Consider the following 18,134-nt stretch of genomic DNA (forward strand, 5'->3'; position numbering starts at 1 on the left):
ACGGTCAACGCGAAAAGCCGGAAGCATCCGTGCAAGCGCGGACGCTGGACGATAGCAGATCAGGGGAGAGGCTGGAACATGACGGATCACACCATTTCGCGCCGCGCGGCGCTGCTCGGCGCCGGCGCGGTCGCCGCCTGGGCGGCCAGTCCGGCGCGCGCGCTGCTGGCGCAGGCGGACGGCGTCGCATTGCCGCCGCGGGTCGAGGCGATCCTCGCCGCGATGACGCTGGAGGAAAAGGCGGGTCAGCTGCAGCTCAACGCCGCGGCGTGGAGCGGTGGCGTCGCCACCGGCCTCAACCCGCCGTCGAACGGCCCCAACTTCGACGGCCAGGTCGCCGACGCGGTCGCGGGCAAGCTGACCGGCGTGTTCAACGGCAATGGCGCGGAGATGGCGCGGCGGATGCAGGCCGCGGTGATGCGCGATTCGCGCCTCAAGGTCCCGCTGATCTTCGCCGCCGACGTCATCCACGGCCACCGCACGATCTTCCCCGTGCCGGTCGCCGAAGCCGCCAGCTTCGACCCCGATCTGGCGATGCGCACCGCGCGCATGGCAGCGTTCGAGGCGGCGGCGGCCGGCATCGACTGGACCTTCTTCCCGATGGTCGACATCGCGCGCGATCAGCGCTGGGGCCGCACGATGGAAGGCGCGGGCGAGGACGTGTTGCTCGGCAATCTGTTCGCCGCCGCGCGCGTGAAGGGCTTCCAGGGCAAGAGCCTCGACGCGAACGACGCCGTCATGGCCTGCGTCAAGCATTTCGCCGCTTATGGCGCGGCGGAAAGCGGCCTCGACTATAATATCGTCGACCTGTCCGAACGGACGCTGCGCGAAGTCTATCTGCCGCCGTACAAGGCGGGGTTCGATGCCGGCGCGATGAGCGGCATGGCCTCGTTCAACGAGATCGACGGTATTCCGTCCACCGGCAACCCCTGGCTGATGAAGCAGGTACTGCGCGACGAGTGGAAATTCCCGGGCATCATCGTGTCCGATTACACCGGCGACGAGGAAATGATCGCCGCAGGCTTCGCCAAGGACGGCAAGGACGCCACGCGCATCGCCTTCCTGGCGGGCGTCGATATGAGCATGCAGTCGAACTATTACGCACAATACCTCCCCAGTCTCGTGCGTGAAGGCGTGGTGCCGCAGGAGGTGCTCGACCGCTCGGTCCGGCGCGTGCTCGCGGTCAAGCAGATGCTCGGCCTGTTCGACGACCCCTTCCGCCGCATCGACCGCAAGCGCGAGGTGGCGCGGTCGCGCACCAAGGCGGCGATCGCGCTGTCGCGCGAGGCGGCGCAGAAATCGATGGTGCTGCTGAAGAACGACGGCGACCTGCTGCCACTCGATCCAATCCGCAAGATCGCGCTGATCGGCCCCTTCGCCAGCGGCCAGCACGACCTCAACGGCCCGTGGGTCGTCTATGGCGACAACAAGCAGGCGATCGACCTCGCCACCGGCCTACGCAATGCGGGCGCTGCCAACGTCACGGTGACGCAGGGGTCGAACGTCGAGGAGTCGCTCGCCGGCGGCATCGACGCGGCGGTCGCGGCGGCGCAGGCGGCGGATGTCGTCGTGCTCGCGATCGGCGAGAGCGAGAATATGTCGGGCGAGGCGCAGTCGCGCACGTCGATCACCGTGCCGGCGCCGCAGATGGCGCTCGCCGAAGCGGTGGCAAAAACGGGGAAGCCGATCGTCGTCCTGCTCAAGAACGGCCGCGGCCTCGCGCTGGAGGGCGCGGTGAAGGACGCAGCTGCGATCCTCGTCACCTGGTTCCTCGGTTCCGAAACCGGCAACGCCATCGCCGACGTGCTGTTCGGCAAGGTCGGGCCGTCGGGCCGCCTGCCGCTGAGCTTCCCATATGAAAGCGGGCAGGAGCCTTATTATTACGCGCACAAGGCGACCGGCCGCCCCGCCCCCGCCGGCCCGCGTCAGCCTTACAAGGCGCAATGGCGCACCGCGCCCAATGCCGCGCTCTATCCGTTCGGCCACGGGCTGACCTATGGCGCGGTCAGCTACGACGCGCCCGTGGTGCCCGCGACGCTGTCATGGGATGGCAAGATCACCGTGTCCGCCACGGTGACCAACACGGGCAAGCGCGCGTGCGAGGAACTGGTACAGCTGTACATCCACGACCGCGTCGCCAGCATCACGCGGCCGGTGCGTGAGATGAAGGCGTTCCGCAAGGTCGCGCTGAAGCCCGGCCAGAGCGAGACGGTGACGTTCACGCTCACCCGCGCGCAACTGGAATTCCTGGGCAAGGATCTGGCGCCGACGGTCGAGCCGGGTACGTTCGACGTCTGGATCGCGCCGTCAGCCCAGGCCGACGGCGTCCACGGAACGTTCGATCTGGTGCGCTGAATGCCCATAGCGTGATGACAGGGCGTTGATCCCACCGCACCGTTCGCCCTGAGCCTGTCGAAGGGCGGGGCGCCCCTTGCAAGGTCTGTCCTTGCGGGCGCCTGTGCTTCGACAGGCTCAGCACGAACGGTTCTCCGTTATGCCGTCCGGCTCTATGCCCGCCGACGCGGGCGGATCGGGTTGAACGCCATCACCAGCGCGGACAGCGCGAAGCAGGCCAAGGGGATCAGCGCGATCGTCGTCCGCATGGTCGCCAGCATCTCGGGCGTCTGCGCGACATTGGCGACATAGCCCGCCTGTCCGAACGCCTGGCCGATCACCACCGTCGCCAGCCCGATCGCAACCCGCTGCAACAGCGCGGCGAGGCCGAACAGCGTGCCCTCGACCCGCACGCCGGTGGTGCGCTGGCCATGGTCGACCGCATCGGGCAGCATCGCCCAGAAGGCGAAGTGCAGGCCGACCGTCGCCGCCTGCATCGCGATCAGGAACAGCTGCGCCGTGCCCGCTCGGGTAACATCGGCCAGTGCGAAGACGATCAGGCCGGCGGCGCACAGGCCGACCGCGACGAACCACAGCCGCCGCACGCCAATGCCGCGCGCCACCGCCATCCACGCCGGCACCGCCACCGCGCTCACCGCCATCATCGATGCCAGCGCCAGCTGCCCCGCGCCCTCGTCGCCGACCGAATATTTGAAATAATAGAGCACCGATTTGTTGAGCACGGTGGTCGCGACGATCATCGCCATCATCGCCCCCGCCAGCGTCACGAACGCCCGGTTGCGCACCGCCAGCAGCAGCGAGGTGGCGATCGAGGGCACCGGCCCTACCGGCCCGTCCTGCGCCGCGATCGCATCGCGGAACGTCCAGCCGACACCGACCAGCACGAGGCTGGCGATGCCGGCGAACAGCCACGCCGCGCCCAGGAAGGCGCGCGGCCCCTCCCCCACCTGCATCAGCGCGCCGCCCAGCGGGACCGTGCCGATCGCCACCACCACCGCGGCGAGCGTGCCCGCCAGCATGCGCAACCCCGCGACGAACGCCCGGTCGCGATCGTCCCCGCTCACCCGCGCCGACATGGCGAGATAGGGGATGTTGACGCAGGCGTAAGCGGTGCGGAACAGCAGATGGCCGCCGACGACGAACACCGTCGCCGCCACGCCCGTCACCGGCGGCGGCGCATAGGCGGCGACGAAGGCGAGCCCCAGCGGCACCGCGCCCCCGACCAGCGCCAGCCGATAGCGGCCGGGCGCCGCGTGCCGATCGACCAGCGCGCCGACCGCGAAACTGACAATCCCGTCCCACACCGATGCGGCAAAATAGATCGCCGCCGCCGTCTCCACCCCGATGCCGAGCGCGTCGGTGTAATAGAACAGCAGATAGAGCATGGCGCTCTGCCAATAGAGATTGAAGGCGAAGTCGCCGGCCGCGAAGCCTGCAAGGCGCCATCGGCCGACGCGGCCCGGCTCACGCTGATCCTGCTCCATCCCCGCCCCATCGACTGCGCGGGCGGCGATGTCGAGAGGGCGTTACCCCAGCGTCCGGTCGAGCCAGCGCGCGAACAGCTGCGGCCACAGGCCGGCGGGTGCGTTGTCGGGGCCGATGCCGTAGCCGTGGCCACCCTCTTCGAAAAAATGTGCCTCCGCCTTCACCTTCGCGGCCTTCAACGCGGTGAGGAACAGCTCGCTATTCTGCCACGGCACCGCGCCGTCATCCATCGAATGCGCGAGGAAGGTCGGTGGGGTCGTCGCGGTGACATGCTGCGCGGGCGAGCGTCGTGCCACCAGCGCCGCATCCGGGTTCGGCCCCAGCAGCAGTTGCGCGGACAGTGGGTGGGTGAGCGGCGGCGCGGCGGCGATCACCGGATAGAGCAGCCCGCCGGCATCCGGTCGCGCGCTGCCCCGGTCCGCGGCGTCGCGTGGTGCATAGACGCGCTCGTCATACCCCGTCAGCAGCGAGGCGGCGAGGTGCCCGCCCGCCGAAAAGCCCAGCACCGCGACCTTGGCGGGATCGACGCCATATCGCGCCGCCCGCGCCCGGATGAGGCGCATCGCCCGCTGGGCATCCTGCAACGGCACGTCGGCGCGCGGCGTCCAGCCCTCGCCGGGCAGGCGATAGGTCAGCACGAACACGGTATAGCCCAATTTGGCGAACACGTTCGCCACGCCGACACCCTCGTTGCGGATCGATACGAAGCTGTAGGCGCCGCCCGGAATGACCAGCAGCGCCAGGCCGTTCGCCTTGGCGGGCTGGAAGACGTGCAGGTCGGGCATCGTCACGCCGGTAACGAAGGTGGGGCCGCGCCGGTCGAGGTCCTTGCGCGCCGCGAACGGACCGCCCGGCGGCGCTCCATCCCACAAGAGTATCCGCTCCGCCGCCTCCCAGGCCGGCGGCAGTTCGCCACCGCCGGGCGGCGTGTGCAGCGGCTCGCGCGCCGCGGATGCCGCGCCGGCCACCATCGCGGCCGCACCTGCGCCCAGCAGCAGCGCGCGCCGATCGATCCGTCCCGTGGCGTCGTCCATGCGGCCCCTCCCTCGTCACTCCGGTCCGGACGGATGCCATAGTGGAGTCCCGGTGCATAGGCCGTCGCTGCCCGGGCCACGATGCCGGAATGCGACCAGTGGCGATTGCCTTGGTGCGTCGCGGGAGTAAGAGGCGAGGCCGTGACCGCTACCGCCCTCGCCCGCCGGACCCGCGTCCTGTTCGCCGCTTGTGCGCTCGCCGCGATGGGTGTCGGCAACGCCGGGGCGCAATCGACGGGGTTCGATCTGGCAGGCCCGTCGCTGACGGTCAGCGTCACGCACGGCGGCGTCACGCTCCCTTTGTCGCAGGTGCCCAATCTGGCGGTGGGTGACCGCGTCCGCGTCGCGGTCGACCTGCCGCGGGCGCAGGGTGCGCGCTACCGGCTGGTGCTCGCCTTCCTGCGCGGCGCGACCAATCCGCCGCCCAAGGACTGGCTGTTCGACGCCGAACCGTGGAAGGCGAAGAAGGCGACGATCGACGCGACCGTCCCCACGGGCGCGGAGCAGGCGATCGTGCTGCTGGTCCCCGATACCGGCGGCGCGCTGGATGCCGTGTCGTCGGCGATCCGCGGGCGACCCGGTGCGTTCGTGCGCGCATCGCAGGAGCTGAATCAGGCGATGCTCGACCGGGCGCGGCTGGAGACGTTCATCGCCAACGTCACCCATCGCGATCCGGCAGAGCTGGCCGACGTCTCGCCGCAGCTCGCGCGCAGCCTTGCGGTAAAGCTCGATACCGACTGTCTGCTGCGCCAGCCCGATGCGCGCGCCGCCTGCCTGACGCAATCGAGCAACGCCGCCGTGCTCGCCGATGCGCAGACCAGCTCGATCGCGCAGACCCTGGCCGGGACGCCTGCCGACATCGCCTTGCAGCTCAGTTCGACGCCCCAGGCGGGCTATGGCTATTACAGCCCCTATATCGGCGTGATCCGCGACGTCGTACGCCTGTTCGGCGCGTTCCAGTCGGCGCAGCTCCAGTTCATTCCGGCGCTCGGTGTGCAGCATGACGCGAGCACTGCGTTGCTGCTCAACACCGTGCCCTCGTTCCGCAAGCCGCAATCGGTGCTGGTCGCCGCGCTGCCCGGCGTCGCCGCGCCGATCCTGCCGCCGCTGTCGGCGCGGGTGGAGGGCGCGCTGTGCGCCAGCCGGCCCGGATTGCTGCTGCCGGTCGCGGGGGCGCCTTTGGTGTTCGCGACCCGCTATGCCCGCGACCTGTCGCTGCGCGTGAAGAGCGCGGACGGACAGACGCGCGAGGTGCCGCTGACGATCGATCCGGTCGGCGGCGGCTTCGTCCTCGGCAAGACCGACGGCGCCTTCGGCCCCAGCGCGGACGCGACGGTCCACGGCTTGTGGGGCTATCAGCCGTTCGAGGGGCCGACGTTCCGACTGGTGGCGACCGCTGGTCGCACGTGGCGCGTGGCGGACGACGCCACGCTGATCGTCGGGCGCGAAACGCCGCTACGGCTGGTTGGCGGCGCGGCGCCCTGCGTCACGCGCGTGGTGCTGGAACAGGCGGACGGTGCCGCCCGCCCGGTCGCCTGGACGGCAGCGGATGCGGACAGCCTGGCGCTGAAGGTGCCGCTCGCCGATGCGACGCCGGGGCCGGTGACGCTGGCGCTGTACGGCTATGGATCGGACCAGCCGCAACGGCTGGCCTTGCGGACCTTCGCCGAATCGAGCCGGATCGCCGGGTTCGACCTGCACGCCGGCGACCGACAGGGTGTGCTGACCGGCACGCGGCTGGATCAGGTCGCCAGCCTCGACATGGCGGGCGTGCTCTTCCGCCCTGGCGCCCTCGAGCGCTCCGGCACGGGCGACCGGCTGCCGATGGTGACGGACATGGCCGATGTCGGCGCCTTCCAGCCCAAACAGGCACGCGAGGCGAAGGTGACGCTGCGCGACGGCCGCCAGATCGCGTTGAAGGTGACGATTGGCGCACCCCGCCCGCAGGCGACGCTGGTTGCGAAATCCGCGGAACGGGTCGGCCCCGCCCCTGCCCTGCCGATCGCGCTGACGGGGGATGATCTGGTGCCGCAGGATGCGCGGCTGACCTTCTCGCTGCGCGTTGGAGGCGACGCGCGCCTCTCGCCCGGCGATGCGGTGGAGGTGACGGCAAGCGACGCCTCGCGATCGGTGACGCTGCCGCTCCAGCTACAGGATGCGGAGGTGGGGATCGCGTCTCTCGTCCCCGCCGCCGCGCTCGGCGCATCGGCACACGGGGCGCTGCGCTTCCGGCTGGTGCAAGGCGGCGTCGCGGGTCCGTGGCAGCCGCTGGCGACGCTGGTGCGCCTGCCGACGCTGACCGCCTGGCTCTGCCCGAAGAGCGGGTCCTGCACGCTGACCGGCGACGCCCTGTTCCTGATCCGCAGCATCGCCAGCGGCGGACAGAGCGTGCCGGTGCCGGACGGATTTACCGGCACCTCGATTCCCGTGCCGGCCCCGGCGGACGGGACGCTGAGGCTGACGTTGCGCGATACGCCGCAACCGGTGGTGACGGTGCGTCTGGCGCCATAGCCGGACAGAACGGCGCCACGCGCGGGACAGGCGGCGTGCGATCGGCGGACGAACCCAGCCTTCACCGGGATGACCGCCTAAGCGTCCCCGCTGCCCGCTAACGCCAGCCGGGCAGGTTGGCGGCGATCGCCGCGCCGATCCGATCGGCGATGATGCGCTGATCGGCGAGCGAGGGGTGCGCGTTGCAGCCGCCGAAGGCGAGGCCCGTCACCGGCACGAAGACGATGCGGCGATCCCCCGCCGCGCGCATCGCGGCGACCACCTTGCCTTCCTCCGCCGCGATCTCGCCATCGGCGAGGTCCGTCGCCCATAGGACAATCAGCGCATCCGGATCGCGCGCGCGCAGCGTCCGCAGGAAGCGCAGATAGGTCGCCTCGTAATCGGCGTGCAGCGCCGCGCGCGTCGCCCATCGCTCACCGGCATGCAGCGGCGTGCTGAAGTCATTGGTGCCGAGCGCCGCGACGATCACCTGCGGGTGCCACTCCGGCTCCGACGCCTGCGTCGCGCGATCGAACAGGACATACGGATACGCCTCGGGCAGTTTCGGTGCCGCGAAGCCATTATAGTTGCGCACGACGCCGCGGCCGGAAATCGCGTTCACCTGATAGTCCGCCCCATAACGCCGGGCCAGCATCGCGCCGAAACCGCGGGACGTATCGGTCGTCGCCCATACATCCGCCTCCGAGCAGGTGCGTGTGGGCGATGTGACGCCATAGCCGACGGTGTGCGAGTCGCCGACGAACTCGATCTGTCGCGCACGGCGGGGCAGCGGCGCGGCCACGGTGCCGGGCTCGGCGTAGAAAGGGCCGAAGCCGGTCGGCGCCGCCTGGCTTTCGGACGCGACCTCGACCCGTACGACATGGCGCGCGTTCGACAGCCCGCCGATCCGGTAGAGCCCCAGCGCGGGCTTGACGAGCGTGTCCACCGCTTGCCCGTCGACGAGGACATGGAGCGCCACCTCCCCCGCGCCGACCCGGAACAGCACGCCGCCGCCGCGCACCGCCGTTTCCGCATATCCACCCGGCCACTGACGGACGATTCCCCCTCCGTCCCGCGCCGCGCGCCCATGGACCGCCATCGGCAGCGCAGTAAGGCGCGGCGGCGTGGTCGATACGCGCGTGACGCGTTGCGCCAGACCCGCGGCGGGCGCGGCCGCGATCAGGACCACGCCGGCCAGCCATCCCGTCATCGCCCGTCGCATCGCCCTCATCCTCTCCGCCGTGTGGCCCCCTCATGGCAGAGCAAGCCGAGCAACGCCAAGGGCGTCTGCGCCGCGCCACCATGTCGCCCATCGGCCACACGTCCGTCGCAATCGCAATCGATTGAAAATGAGCGTTGCAATCGATTGCCGTCATGCTATTGGCGGTCTCGCAGACTTCGAAAGAGAGTCGGTGTCAGGGAGGATCGCATGAAGGCTCGCCATTATCTGTTGACCACTGCCGCGCTGCTGATCGCCGGCACCGCCCATGCGCAGGTCGCGCCCGCGCCTGCGGATACGACAGCGAACGATACCGCGCAGACCGACGCCGCGCCGGCGCCCGATCAGGGTCAGGACATCGTCGTCACCGGCGTCGCCCAAGGGCGCAATCGCCTCGACACGTCGATCTCGGTCAGCTCGCTCGACGCCGATCTCACCTCGAAGATCCCGCCGCGCAACACCGCCGAAATCCTGCGCAACCTGCCCGGCGTCCGCGTCGAGGCATCGGGCGGCGAAGGCAATGCCAATATCTCGGTCCGCGGCCTGCCGGTCGCCTCGGGTGGTTCGAAGTTCCTGCAACTGCAGGAGGACGGCCTGCCGGTGCTGGAATTCGGCGACATCATCTTCGGCAATGCCGACATCTTCATCCGCAACGACCTGTCGCTCGCGCGCATCGAGTCGGTTCGCGGCGGCTCGGCCTCGACCTTCGCCAGCAATTCGCCCGGCGGCATCATCAACTTCATCTCGAAGACGGGAGAGAAGGACGGCGGCTCGTTCCAGCTGTCGAGCGGCCTCGACTATCGCGAATATCGCGCCGACTTTGCCTATGGCGGCCATATCGACGCCAACACCCGCTACGAAATGAGCGGCTTCTACCGGATCGGCGACGGCCCGCGCCATGTCGGCTATGACGCCATGCGCGGCGGCCAGATCAAGGCGAACATCACCCGCGAATTCGACGGCGGCTATATCCGCCTCTACGGCAAGTATCTCGACGACCGCAGCATCGCCTTCCTCCCCAATCCGGTGCGCGTAACGGGCAGCAACGGCGACCCCAATTACCAGAACGTCCCCGGCTTCTCGATCAACGAGGATACGCTGCACAGCCGCTACATCCAGTCGGTGTTGACGCTGGACGGCAACAACAATCCGGTCCGCCGGCAGATCGGCGACGGCATGCATCCGGACGTGAAGTCGGTCGGGTTCGAAGGGCAGTTCCGCATCGCCGACGGCTGGAACATCACCGAACGCTTCCGCTATTCGGCGATCTCGGGCGACTTCGTCTCGCCCTTCCCCGCTGCGGTGGGTGACGCGCAGACGACCGCCAACGGCTTTGCCGGTGCCAATGCGCAGCTCTTCTACGCCAGCGGGCCGCTCGCCGGGCAGCGGATCACCAACCCGTCGGCGCTCGGCGGCAACGGCCTGCTCGCCAGCGTCGTGCTGTTCGACGTGAAGCTCAACAGCCTCGACAACATCACCAATGACCTGCGCATCAACGGCAAGGTCGATCTGGGCGGCGGCGCGCTGTCGATCGCAGCCGGCATGTACAATTCGCGGCAGGACGTGAAGACCGACTGGCTGTGGACGTCCTTCTTCCAGACGGTGCAGGGCGATGGCCAGTCGGTGCTGGTCGACATCCGCAACGCGGCGGGCGTATCGCAGACCGCGGGCGGCACGCTCTATTCGGCGGCCTTCTTCGGCAATTGCTGCCGCCGCAGCTATGACGTGCGCTACACCACCAACGCACCGTTCGCGCAGCTGGGCTTCGAGGTCGGGCGGCTCAACGTCGATGCCAGCGTCCGCTACGACTTCGGCTCGGCCAAGGGCGGCATCCGCGGCGATCTGCCGGGCGCGGTTACGACGCGTGCACAGGACATGGATGGCAATGGCGTGATCTCGCCCGCCGAACAGACGGTGGCGTTCCTGCCCGCCAACCGCGCGCCGGTGAACTACGATTACAACTATCTGTCCTATTCGGCAGGCGCGAATTATCGCCTCAGCGACACGCTCGCGGTCTTCGCCCGCTACAGCCGCGGCGGCCGCGTCAACGCCGATCGCCTGCTGTTCGGCCCGCTGGTCAACACCACCACCGGCGCGCTCGTGAACGGCGCTAAGCCCTACGACTTCGTCAAGCAGGCCGAAGGCGGCGTGAAGTTCAACTCCGGCCCGATCGGCCTGTACGCGACCGTGTTCAACGCGCGGACGCAGGAGACGAACTACCTGCTCTCGCAGCAGCAATTCACCAGCCGCGATTACGAAGCGACCGGTGTCGAGCTGGAAGGCCGCTTCCGCCGCGGGCCGTTCTCTTTGACCGCCGCGGGCACTTATACGGACTCGAAGATCACGCGCGATGCGACCGACGCGACGCTGAACGGCAAGCGCCCGCAGCGGCAGGCGTCCTTCGTCTATCAGGCGACGCCGCAGGTGGACTTCGGCCGGATCAGCGTCGGCGCCAACGTCATCGGCACCACGTCCAGCTATACGCAGCCGGTCAACCAGCTGAAGATGCCGGCCTATACGCAGGTTAACGGCTTCATCGTGATCCGCCCGGCGGACAATGTCAGCATCAACGTCAACGCCAACAACATCTTCAACGTAAAGGGTATCACCGAAGCGGAAGACGCCGCGATCCCGGCCAATGGCCTGGTCCGCGCGCGCTCGATCAACGGCCGCACGATCGGCGCCGCGATCCGCTTCGACTTCTGACGCGCGAAGGCGGCAGGCGGAGACCGGCATCCCGGTCTCCGCCTGTGCCGTCACCTCCGATCCGCTATCGCTCCGTCCGGACGCACAGCATCGTCAGCCCGCCACCCACCGCCAGGACGGCCAGCGCCAGCATCACGCCGACGAAATCGTGCGGCGTCGCAAAGACCCAGGCGAGCGGCGGCCCTAGCAAGGAGGGCAAGGTGTTGGCGAGGTTGAGCAGACCCAGGTCGCGCCCGCGATGGCGTGGATTGGGCAGCAATTGCATCGCGACGCCTGCGTTGAGCGCGACGAACACCGACGACCCCAGCGTATAAACGACGAATGCCGCCGCCCCGGCCGTCCATCCCCGCGCCAGCGCCATCCCTGCGAGCCCCGCCGCCGCGATCAGCGCGGCCAGCAGGATCGCGGGCTTCCGCCGTCGCGTCAGGTCGGACAGACGGCCCAGGATCAGCGCCGCGGGCAACGGGACGATGAACGCGATCGTCAGCAGGTGTCCGATCCGGCCGGGCAATCCGGCTCGCTCCGCCGCGGGCACGATGCTTTCGAAATAATAGAGCAGATAGGTCTGCGTCACGACCCCGGCGATCTGGACGAACAGGCGCGCCACGCCCGCGACGATCAGGTCGCGCCGCGATGCGCGCACGTCGCCACGCGGATCGCGATCCGCCACCGCGATGCGCGCGCGGGCCAGCAGGAGCGGCGCGATACAGGCGGCAACCGCCGCCGGCAGGATCGCGAACCGTGCCGCCTCCGTCAGCGTCGCCTGCCCGACCAGCACGGTCGAAACGATCGACGCGAGCGGTCCCCCAAGCGCGAACAGGCCGCCCGCGACGCCCTTCTGCCCGTCCGGCACCTCTTCCGCCATGATCGCCATCATCGGCGCGAGCAGCGCATTCACCGCGATTTGAAACGCGACGAGCGCCGCGACCAGTGCGACCGGCGTCGCTGCGATGATCAGCCCGCCATAGCTCGCCGCGGTCGCGGCCACGCCGCCCGCCATCCACGCCCGTCGCCCGCCGCCGCGCGTCACCGATCGGTCGCTGAGCCAGCCGAACAGCACGTTCGATATGCTGGCGGCGATGGCCCCGGCGAACACCGTGGCGGTGAAGACGCCGATCCGCGCCTCACCGCTCAGCCCCTCGACCTTGAGCGGCAGCAGCAAAGTCAGCAGCGGCAGATAGGCGATGACGCCACCGGCATTGGCCAGCGCCACCGCCCCGAGGAAGCCGGGCGAGCGCAAGGGAAATCGGGACGCCATCGCCCTCCCCTGCGCTCCTTTGCGCCGCCCGGCAATCCACGTCAGCGGCCGTGCCCTATGGCTTCATCGTCTGCGCTTCGAGCGTCGTGGTCGACACCATCGTGCGATCCGCCGCATCCTGCGCCAGCGCGACCCGATAGCGCCCGCCCGCGATCCGCCAGCCGGGCAGTCCGGTGTCGTAATCGGCGACGATGCGCGGCTCGGCGGTCAGCGTCACGCGCCGCGTCTCGCCCGGCTTCAGGGTGAGGCGGGTGAAGGCACCGAGCCGCATCGGCGTCGCGCCGTCGTCGCGCGCGACGTACATCTGCGGCACGTCCACGCCCTCGCGCCGTCCGACGTTGGTCACGGTGAACGACACGCTCAGCGTCTTGCCGCCGGTCACCACCGGGTTGCTATAGGCGAAGCGCGTGTAGGTGAGGCCATGGCCGAACGGGAACAGGGGTTTCAGCCCCTTCTTCTCATACCAGCGATAGCCGACATCGGCACCCTCGACATACTCGACCGGAAAGCTTTGCAGCTGATAATTGGAGGCCGCCGCCGGGTTCGCCGCTGCCGCCGCCTGCAGGTCGGTCATTGTGTCGAGGCCCACCGGTCGCGGGCGCGGCGGCTGCGAGGCGTCGGCAGGGAAGGTGATCGGCAGGCGTCCGGACGGCGCGACCTTGCCGATCAGGATCGCGGCCAGCGCCTCGCCGCCGCGCTGCCCCGGATACCAGGCCTGCACCACGGCCGGCACCTTGGCGATCCAGGGCATCAGCACCGGGCCGCCCGTTTCCATCACCGCGATCGTCTTCGGCTGAGCCTCCGCGATCGCCGCGATCAGCGCGTCCTGCTGGTTGGGCAGATGCAGGTCGGGCACGTCGTCCGCCTCGGTCGTCCATTGCGTCGCAAACACGATGGCGAGATCCGCCGAGCGCGCGGCGTCCAACGTCGCGTTGAAGTTGCGCCCGTCGACCCAATCGACTTTCACCCCCGGCAGCGCCTTGCGCAATGCGTCGAGCGGCGAAGAAGCGTGATAGGTGATCCGCGCGAACGATGCCGATCCCCCGGTCGACAGCGGAATCTCCACCGGCGCCCCGCCGACCGAGCGCACTTGGCTGGACCCGCCGCCCGACAGCACGCCGACATCGGCATTGCCGCCGATCACGACGATCCGCTTGGCGGTGCGCGCGATCGGCAGCAGGTCGCCCTGATTCTTCAACAGCACGATGCCCGCCTCGGCGGTACGCTGCGCCACCAGCGCATGCGCGGCATAATCGGGCGTCACGGTGCGTGCGGACACCGCCCGGTCGAACGCGCCCGTCTCGATCAGGCCGGTCAGATAGCGCGCGACCATGTCGTCCAGCCGCGCCTCGGATACGCTGCCCTTTGCCACCGCCTCAGCCAGCGGCGCGCCGAAATAGATCGCCTTGTCGAGTTCCTGGCCCGATTCCTGGTCGAGCCCCGCATTGGCCGCCTTCACAGTCGAATGCACCGCGCCCCAATCGCTCATCACCCAGCCGGGATAGTTCCAGTCGCGCTTCAGCACATCGGTCAGCAGATGCTTGTTCTCGCACGCCCAGTCGCCGTTGACCTTGTTGTAGGCGCACATGACCGATCCGGGATGCCCCTTCTCGATCGCGATTTGGAAGGCGAGCAGATCGCTCATGCGCAGCGCCGCCTCGCCGATCCGCGCATCGACCACCATGCGGCCGGTTTCCTGCGAGTTGAGGGCGAAATGCTTGATCGTCGAGACGATGTTGTTCGACTGGACCCCGGCGATATGCGCGCCGCCCAGCGTGCCCGCGAGCAGCGGATCCTCGCCCAGATATTCGAAGTTGCGACCGTTCCACGGATCGCGCGTCAAATTGACGCCACCGGCCAGCAGCACGTTGAACCGCTTGTCGCGCGCCTCCGATCCGATCATCGCGCCGCCCGCCTGTGCGATCGCGGGATCGAAGCTCGCCGCCGTGGCGAGGCTGGAGGGCAGCGCGGTGGCGACGTCGCCCTTGCGCTGCTCCACCTGATTGGCGACGCCGAGCGACGCGTCGCTTTCGCGCACCAGCGGCACGCCGAGGCGCGGAATGCCGTCGATATGGCCGGCGGAGGGAATGAGTTCGTTCGGCGTCTTGCCCGCCGCCATCGGCGGGAACAGGCCGTGGACCAGCGCGAGCTTCTCCGCCTGCGTCATCCGCGCGACGATCCGGTCGGCGCGGGCACGGGGCGACGAGGGCCCGCGTGTTTTGTCGCTCGCCGGGGTTTGCGCTCTTGCCGAAGCCGCCTGTGCCGTTTGCGCCTGCGCCTGTGCGGTCATGCCCGCTGCGACCAGCGCGATCGTCGCCAGCCCGCCGGCCATCCTTGCCTTCGTCACCGTCATCCTCCCGAATATCCGATTTTGGCCGCTTGTGTTGCATTTCTGCCAGCCTGTCCAGAGAACGTTCACAATTGCGGATCGCCCACCCCGGACACGTCTTGACACATTCGGGCCTTTGCACGAGTGAACGTTCCCAAGAAGCGCGGCGACAACCGCGCCCTTTTGTTATTGGGGAGGATTTCCATGCGCAGCGTCCATGCTCGCCTGCTTTCGCACTTCGCTATCGGCGTCTCGACCGCCGCCCTGATGCTGCCGGCTGCCGCCGCGGCGCAGGATGCCGCCGCGACCGTCGGCCAGACCGGCCCGGCGCAGACTGATCCGCAGCCCGCCACCGCCGATGGCACCGCGGGCCAGGCGGACGGCGACATCGTCGTCACCGGCATCCGCGCGTCTCTGCGCGATTCGGTCAACATCAAGCGCAACGCCCAGGGCATCGTCGACGCGATCAGCGCCGAAGACATGGGCAAGTTCCCCGACACGAACCTCGCCGAATCGCTGCAGCGGATCACCGGCGTGTCGATCGACCGGTCGAACGGCGAAGGCCAGTTCGTCACCGTTCGCGGCTTCGGTGCCGACTATAACCTCGTCACCCTCAATGGCCGCCAGATGCCGACGTCGTTCATCGGCGACGGCAACAGCGCGCCGGGTTCGCGCGCGTTCGACTTCGCGACGCTCGCGTCCGAAGGCGTGGCCGCGCTGGAGGTCTACAAGTCCGGTCGCGCCAGCATTCCGACCGGCGGCATCGGCGCGACGGTCAACGTCCGCACTCCCCGTCCGCTCGACAAGCCCGGCCTGCGCGGGTCGATCGCCGCGCGCGGCGTCGTCGACACCTCGCAGAACGGCCGCAAGGACGTCACGCCCGAAATCTCGGGCATCATTTCCGATACGTTCGCCGACGACCGGATCGGGATCCTGATCAACGGCACCTACCAGCGCCGCAACTTCAGTTCGAACAGCGCCAACATCGGCTGGCGCGACGGCTATCTGGGTAACGAGAACAACTGGGGGTCGCTGGCGATGCCGGGCGACCCGCGCTACGCCAACATCACCAACCGGCCCAAGGCGACCGACGTCTATCAGGTGCCGCAGAACGGTGGCTACGACGTCGTCAACGGCCGGCGCGAGCGCATCAACGGCCAGGCGGTTCTGCAATTCCGTCCGACCGACGATCTGACCGCAACGATCGATTACACCTACGCACGCAACACGATCGACATTCGCGACAATAGCGTCGGCATCTGGTACAACCACAACGACACGCTGAGTGCGTGGACCAACGGCCCGGTCGCCGGCCCGATCTTCTACACCGAGCGCTTCGGCGCGGGCGAAACCAAGGATCTGGCCTATTCGGCGTCGCAGACCTCGGTGCGCAACGAGAACAAGTCGCTCGGCGGCAACCTGACGTGGAACGCCCCGGGTGGCGTGACGATGACGCTCGACGCGCATCACTCGACCGCAGAATCGAAGCCGAACAGCCCGTACGGCAACAGCAACTCGGTCGGCACCGCCGTCTTCGGCGTCCAAAACCAGACGCTGAACTTCGATCACGAACTGCCCGTGATCTCGTACAATATGTACTCGGGGATCGATCCGCTGAATGCGGCCAATATCGTTCCCACCGGCAACGCGTTCCGCAATTCCTATTTCCGCGACGAGATCAACCAGGTCATGGTGCGCGGCCATTACGATCACGGCCACGGCTTCATGGACAGCCTGGACTGGGGCACCGAATATACCGACAACAAGGTACGCTCGGCCTATAGCGTCCTGCAGAACGATACCTGGGGCGGCACCGGCGGCGACAGCCCGGCGCAGCGCGCCGCGGCGGCGGCATTGCTGCCCGACAATCTGTTCAAGCTGACCAGCATTCCCGATAAGTTCTCCGGGATCAGCGGCGCGAACGACCCGAACATCATCAAGTCGTTCTACAGCTTCGACCTGCCGAGCGTCGTCAAGCTGCTCGATCAGGCGTACAAGATCTGCGGTGGCAACGGCCAGTGCCTGATCCCGTACAACACCGATTCGCGCGTCCATGAAAAGACGATGTCGGCCTATGCCCAGTTCAACGGCAAGTTCGACCTGTTCTCGCGCACCGCGCACCTGATCGCCGGGCTACGGTACGAACATACCGACGTCTCCGCGTCTGCGCTCGTGCCCACGCCGGTCGGCGCGCGTCAGAATTCGCAGAACGAATTCAACGTGCTGTTCCAAGGTAGCGGCTTCACGACGTTCAAGGGCAATTACGAGAACTGGCTGCCCTCGGTCGACTTCGACTTCCAGCCGCTGGAGAACGTCAAGCTGCGTGCATCGTATAGCCATACGATCGCCCGTGCGGATTACGGCAGCCTGCAGGGCGGTCGCCGGATCGACCAGCTGTTCCGCGTCGGTGGCGGCACCGGTGCGGTCGGCAACCCCAACCTCGTGCCCTACAAGTCGAAGAACATCGATCTGTCGGCGGAATGGTATTACACCCGCGACAGCTACATCTCGGTCGGCTACTTCCACAAGGACGTGTCGAACTACATCAGCACGACCCAGGTCAACACGACGATCCCGGGCATCACCACGCCGTATAACGGCCCCCGTTATCAGGCGGCGGTCGCAGCTCTTACCGCGCGTGGCCAGGATCTGACCTTCGCCAACATCCGCGATTACATCGGCACCAACTATCCGGGCTCGGTGGTCAACGGCACGATCATCGCGCAGGCGAACGATCCGCTGGTGAATTTCATCGTCTCGACGCCGTTCAACAGCAGCCAGACCGCCGCGATCGATGGCTTCGAATTCGCGATCCAGCACAATTTCTGGAACACCGGCTTCGGCACGATCCTCAACTACACGATCGTCAACAGCAATCAGAAGTACGACAACACCAAGCCCTCGAGCGTTGCGCAATTTGCGGTGCTGGGTCTGTCGGACAGTGCCAATGCCGTGCTGTTCTTCGACAAATACGGCATCAACGCACGTGCGGCCTACAATTGGCGCAAGGGGTTCTTGGCCGCGGCGGGCACCAACCCGGTCTACGTCAACACCTATGGTCAGCTCGACGGCACGATCAGCTATGCGATCACGCCACGCGTCACGATCTTTGCCGAAGGGATCAACATCCTCGGCGAGAATCGCGGCGGCCACCTTCGCTCGGACCGCAACATCAATTTCGTGACCAAGCAGGATGCGCGCTACTCGGCGGGCGCCCGCTTCACCTTCTAAGTCCCCCACGGGCCTGCCAGCTTTCTC

General features: G+C 68.2%; 9 protein-coding genes. 4 read left to right on the plus strand and 5 right to left on the minus strand.

Annotation, left to right across the window (positions count from 1 at the left end; all coding sequences use genetic code 11):
• Positions 1-78 precede the first annotated feature (78 nt).
• Entirely contained in the window at positions 79-2,355 is a 2,277-nt protein-coding gene (locus tag ACP7A3_RS04895) for a glycoside hydrolase family 3 N-terminal domain-containing protein (RefSeq protein ID WP_426255138.1), read from the plus strand.
• A gap of 152 nt (positions 2,356-2,507) precedes the next feature.
• Here the strand turns inward: ACP7A3_RS04895 and ACP7A3_RS04900 are convergent, their stop codons facing one another.
• Both ACP7A3_RS04900 and ACP7A3_RS04905 read right to left on the minus strand, forming a co-directional pair.
• Positions 2,508-3,839 carry an MFS transporter gene (locus tag ACP7A3_RS04900; protein WP_426255137.1) on the minus strand — a complete coding sequence of 444 codons (1,332 nt, stop codon included), beginning with the start codon at positions 3,837-3,839 and terminating at the stop codon, positions 2,508-2,510.
• Between the two features lie 42 nt (positions 3,840-3,881).
• Positions 3,882-4,874 (minus strand): alpha/beta hydrolase, encoded by a 993-nt coding sequence (locus ACP7A3_RS04905; protein ID WP_426255136.1) that lies wholly within the window; start codon positions 4,872-4,874, stop codon positions 3,882-3,884.
• 141 nt (positions 4,875-5,015) lie between these two features.
• On the opposite strand from ACP7A3_RS04905, the gene ACP7A3_RS04910 reads away from it, so the two are divergent.
• Positions 5,016-7,385, plus strand: a complete 2,370-nt coding sequence (locus ACP7A3_RS04910) for a hypothetical protein (protein ID WP_426255135.1) — start codon at positions 5,016-5,018, stop codon at positions 7,383-7,385.
• Between the two features lie 97 nt (positions 7,386-7,482).
• Here ACP7A3_RS04910 and ACP7A3_RS04915 read toward each other — a convergent pair whose 3' ends face one another.
• Positions 7,483-8,586 carry a GDSL-type esterase/lipase family protein gene (locus tag ACP7A3_RS04915; RefSeq protein WP_426255134.1) on the minus strand — a complete coding sequence of 368 codons (1,104 nt, stop codon included), beginning with the start codon at positions 8,584-8,586 and terminating at the stop codon, positions 7,483-7,485.
• Between the two features lie 207 nt (positions 8,587-8,793).
• On the opposite strand from ACP7A3_RS04915, the gene ACP7A3_RS04920 reads away from it, so the two are divergent.
• Positions 8,794-11,289 (plus strand): TonB-dependent receptor domain-containing protein, encoded by a 2,496-nt coding sequence (locus ACP7A3_RS04920; RefSeq protein WP_426255133.1) that lies wholly within the window; start codon positions 8,794-8,796, stop codon positions 11,287-11,289.
• A gap of 64 nt (positions 11,290-11,353) precedes the next feature.
• On the opposite strand, the gene ACP7A3_RS04925 is transcribed toward ACP7A3_RS04920, so the two are convergent.
• Together ACP7A3_RS04925 and ACP7A3_RS04930 are read right to left on the minus strand one after the other, a co-directional pair.
• The gene (locus ACP7A3_RS04925) at positions 11,354-12,547 is read right to left on the minus strand and encodes an MFS transporter (RefSeq protein WP_426255132.1); all 1,194 of its coding nucleotides are present in this window, start codon (positions 12,545-12,547) and stop codon (positions 11,354-11,356) included.
• Positions 12,548-12,602: 55 nt separating this feature from the next.
• Positions 12,603-14,879: a beta-glucosidase gene (locus tag ACP7A3_RS04930; RefSeq protein ID WP_426255338.1), complete on the minus strand. Its 2,277-nt coding sequence runs from the start codon at positions 14,877-14,879 to the stop codon at positions 12,603-12,605.
• A gap of 201 nt (positions 14,880-15,080) precedes the next feature.
• On the opposite strand from ACP7A3_RS04930, the gene ACP7A3_RS04935 reads away from it, so the two are divergent.
• A complete protein-coding gene (locus ACP7A3_RS04935) occupies positions 15,081-18,107 on the plus strand; it encodes a TonB-dependent receptor (RefSeq protein ID WP_426255131.1) in 3,027 nt (1,008 codons plus the stop codon).
• Positions 18,108-18,134 lie beyond the last annotated feature (27 nt).

Source organism: Sphingomonas sp. DC5200-1 (assembly GCF_049897245.1).
Lineage (GTDB): Bacteria > Pseudomonadota > Alphaproteobacteria > Sphingomonadales > Sphingomonadaceae > Sphingomonas > Sphingomonas aquatilis.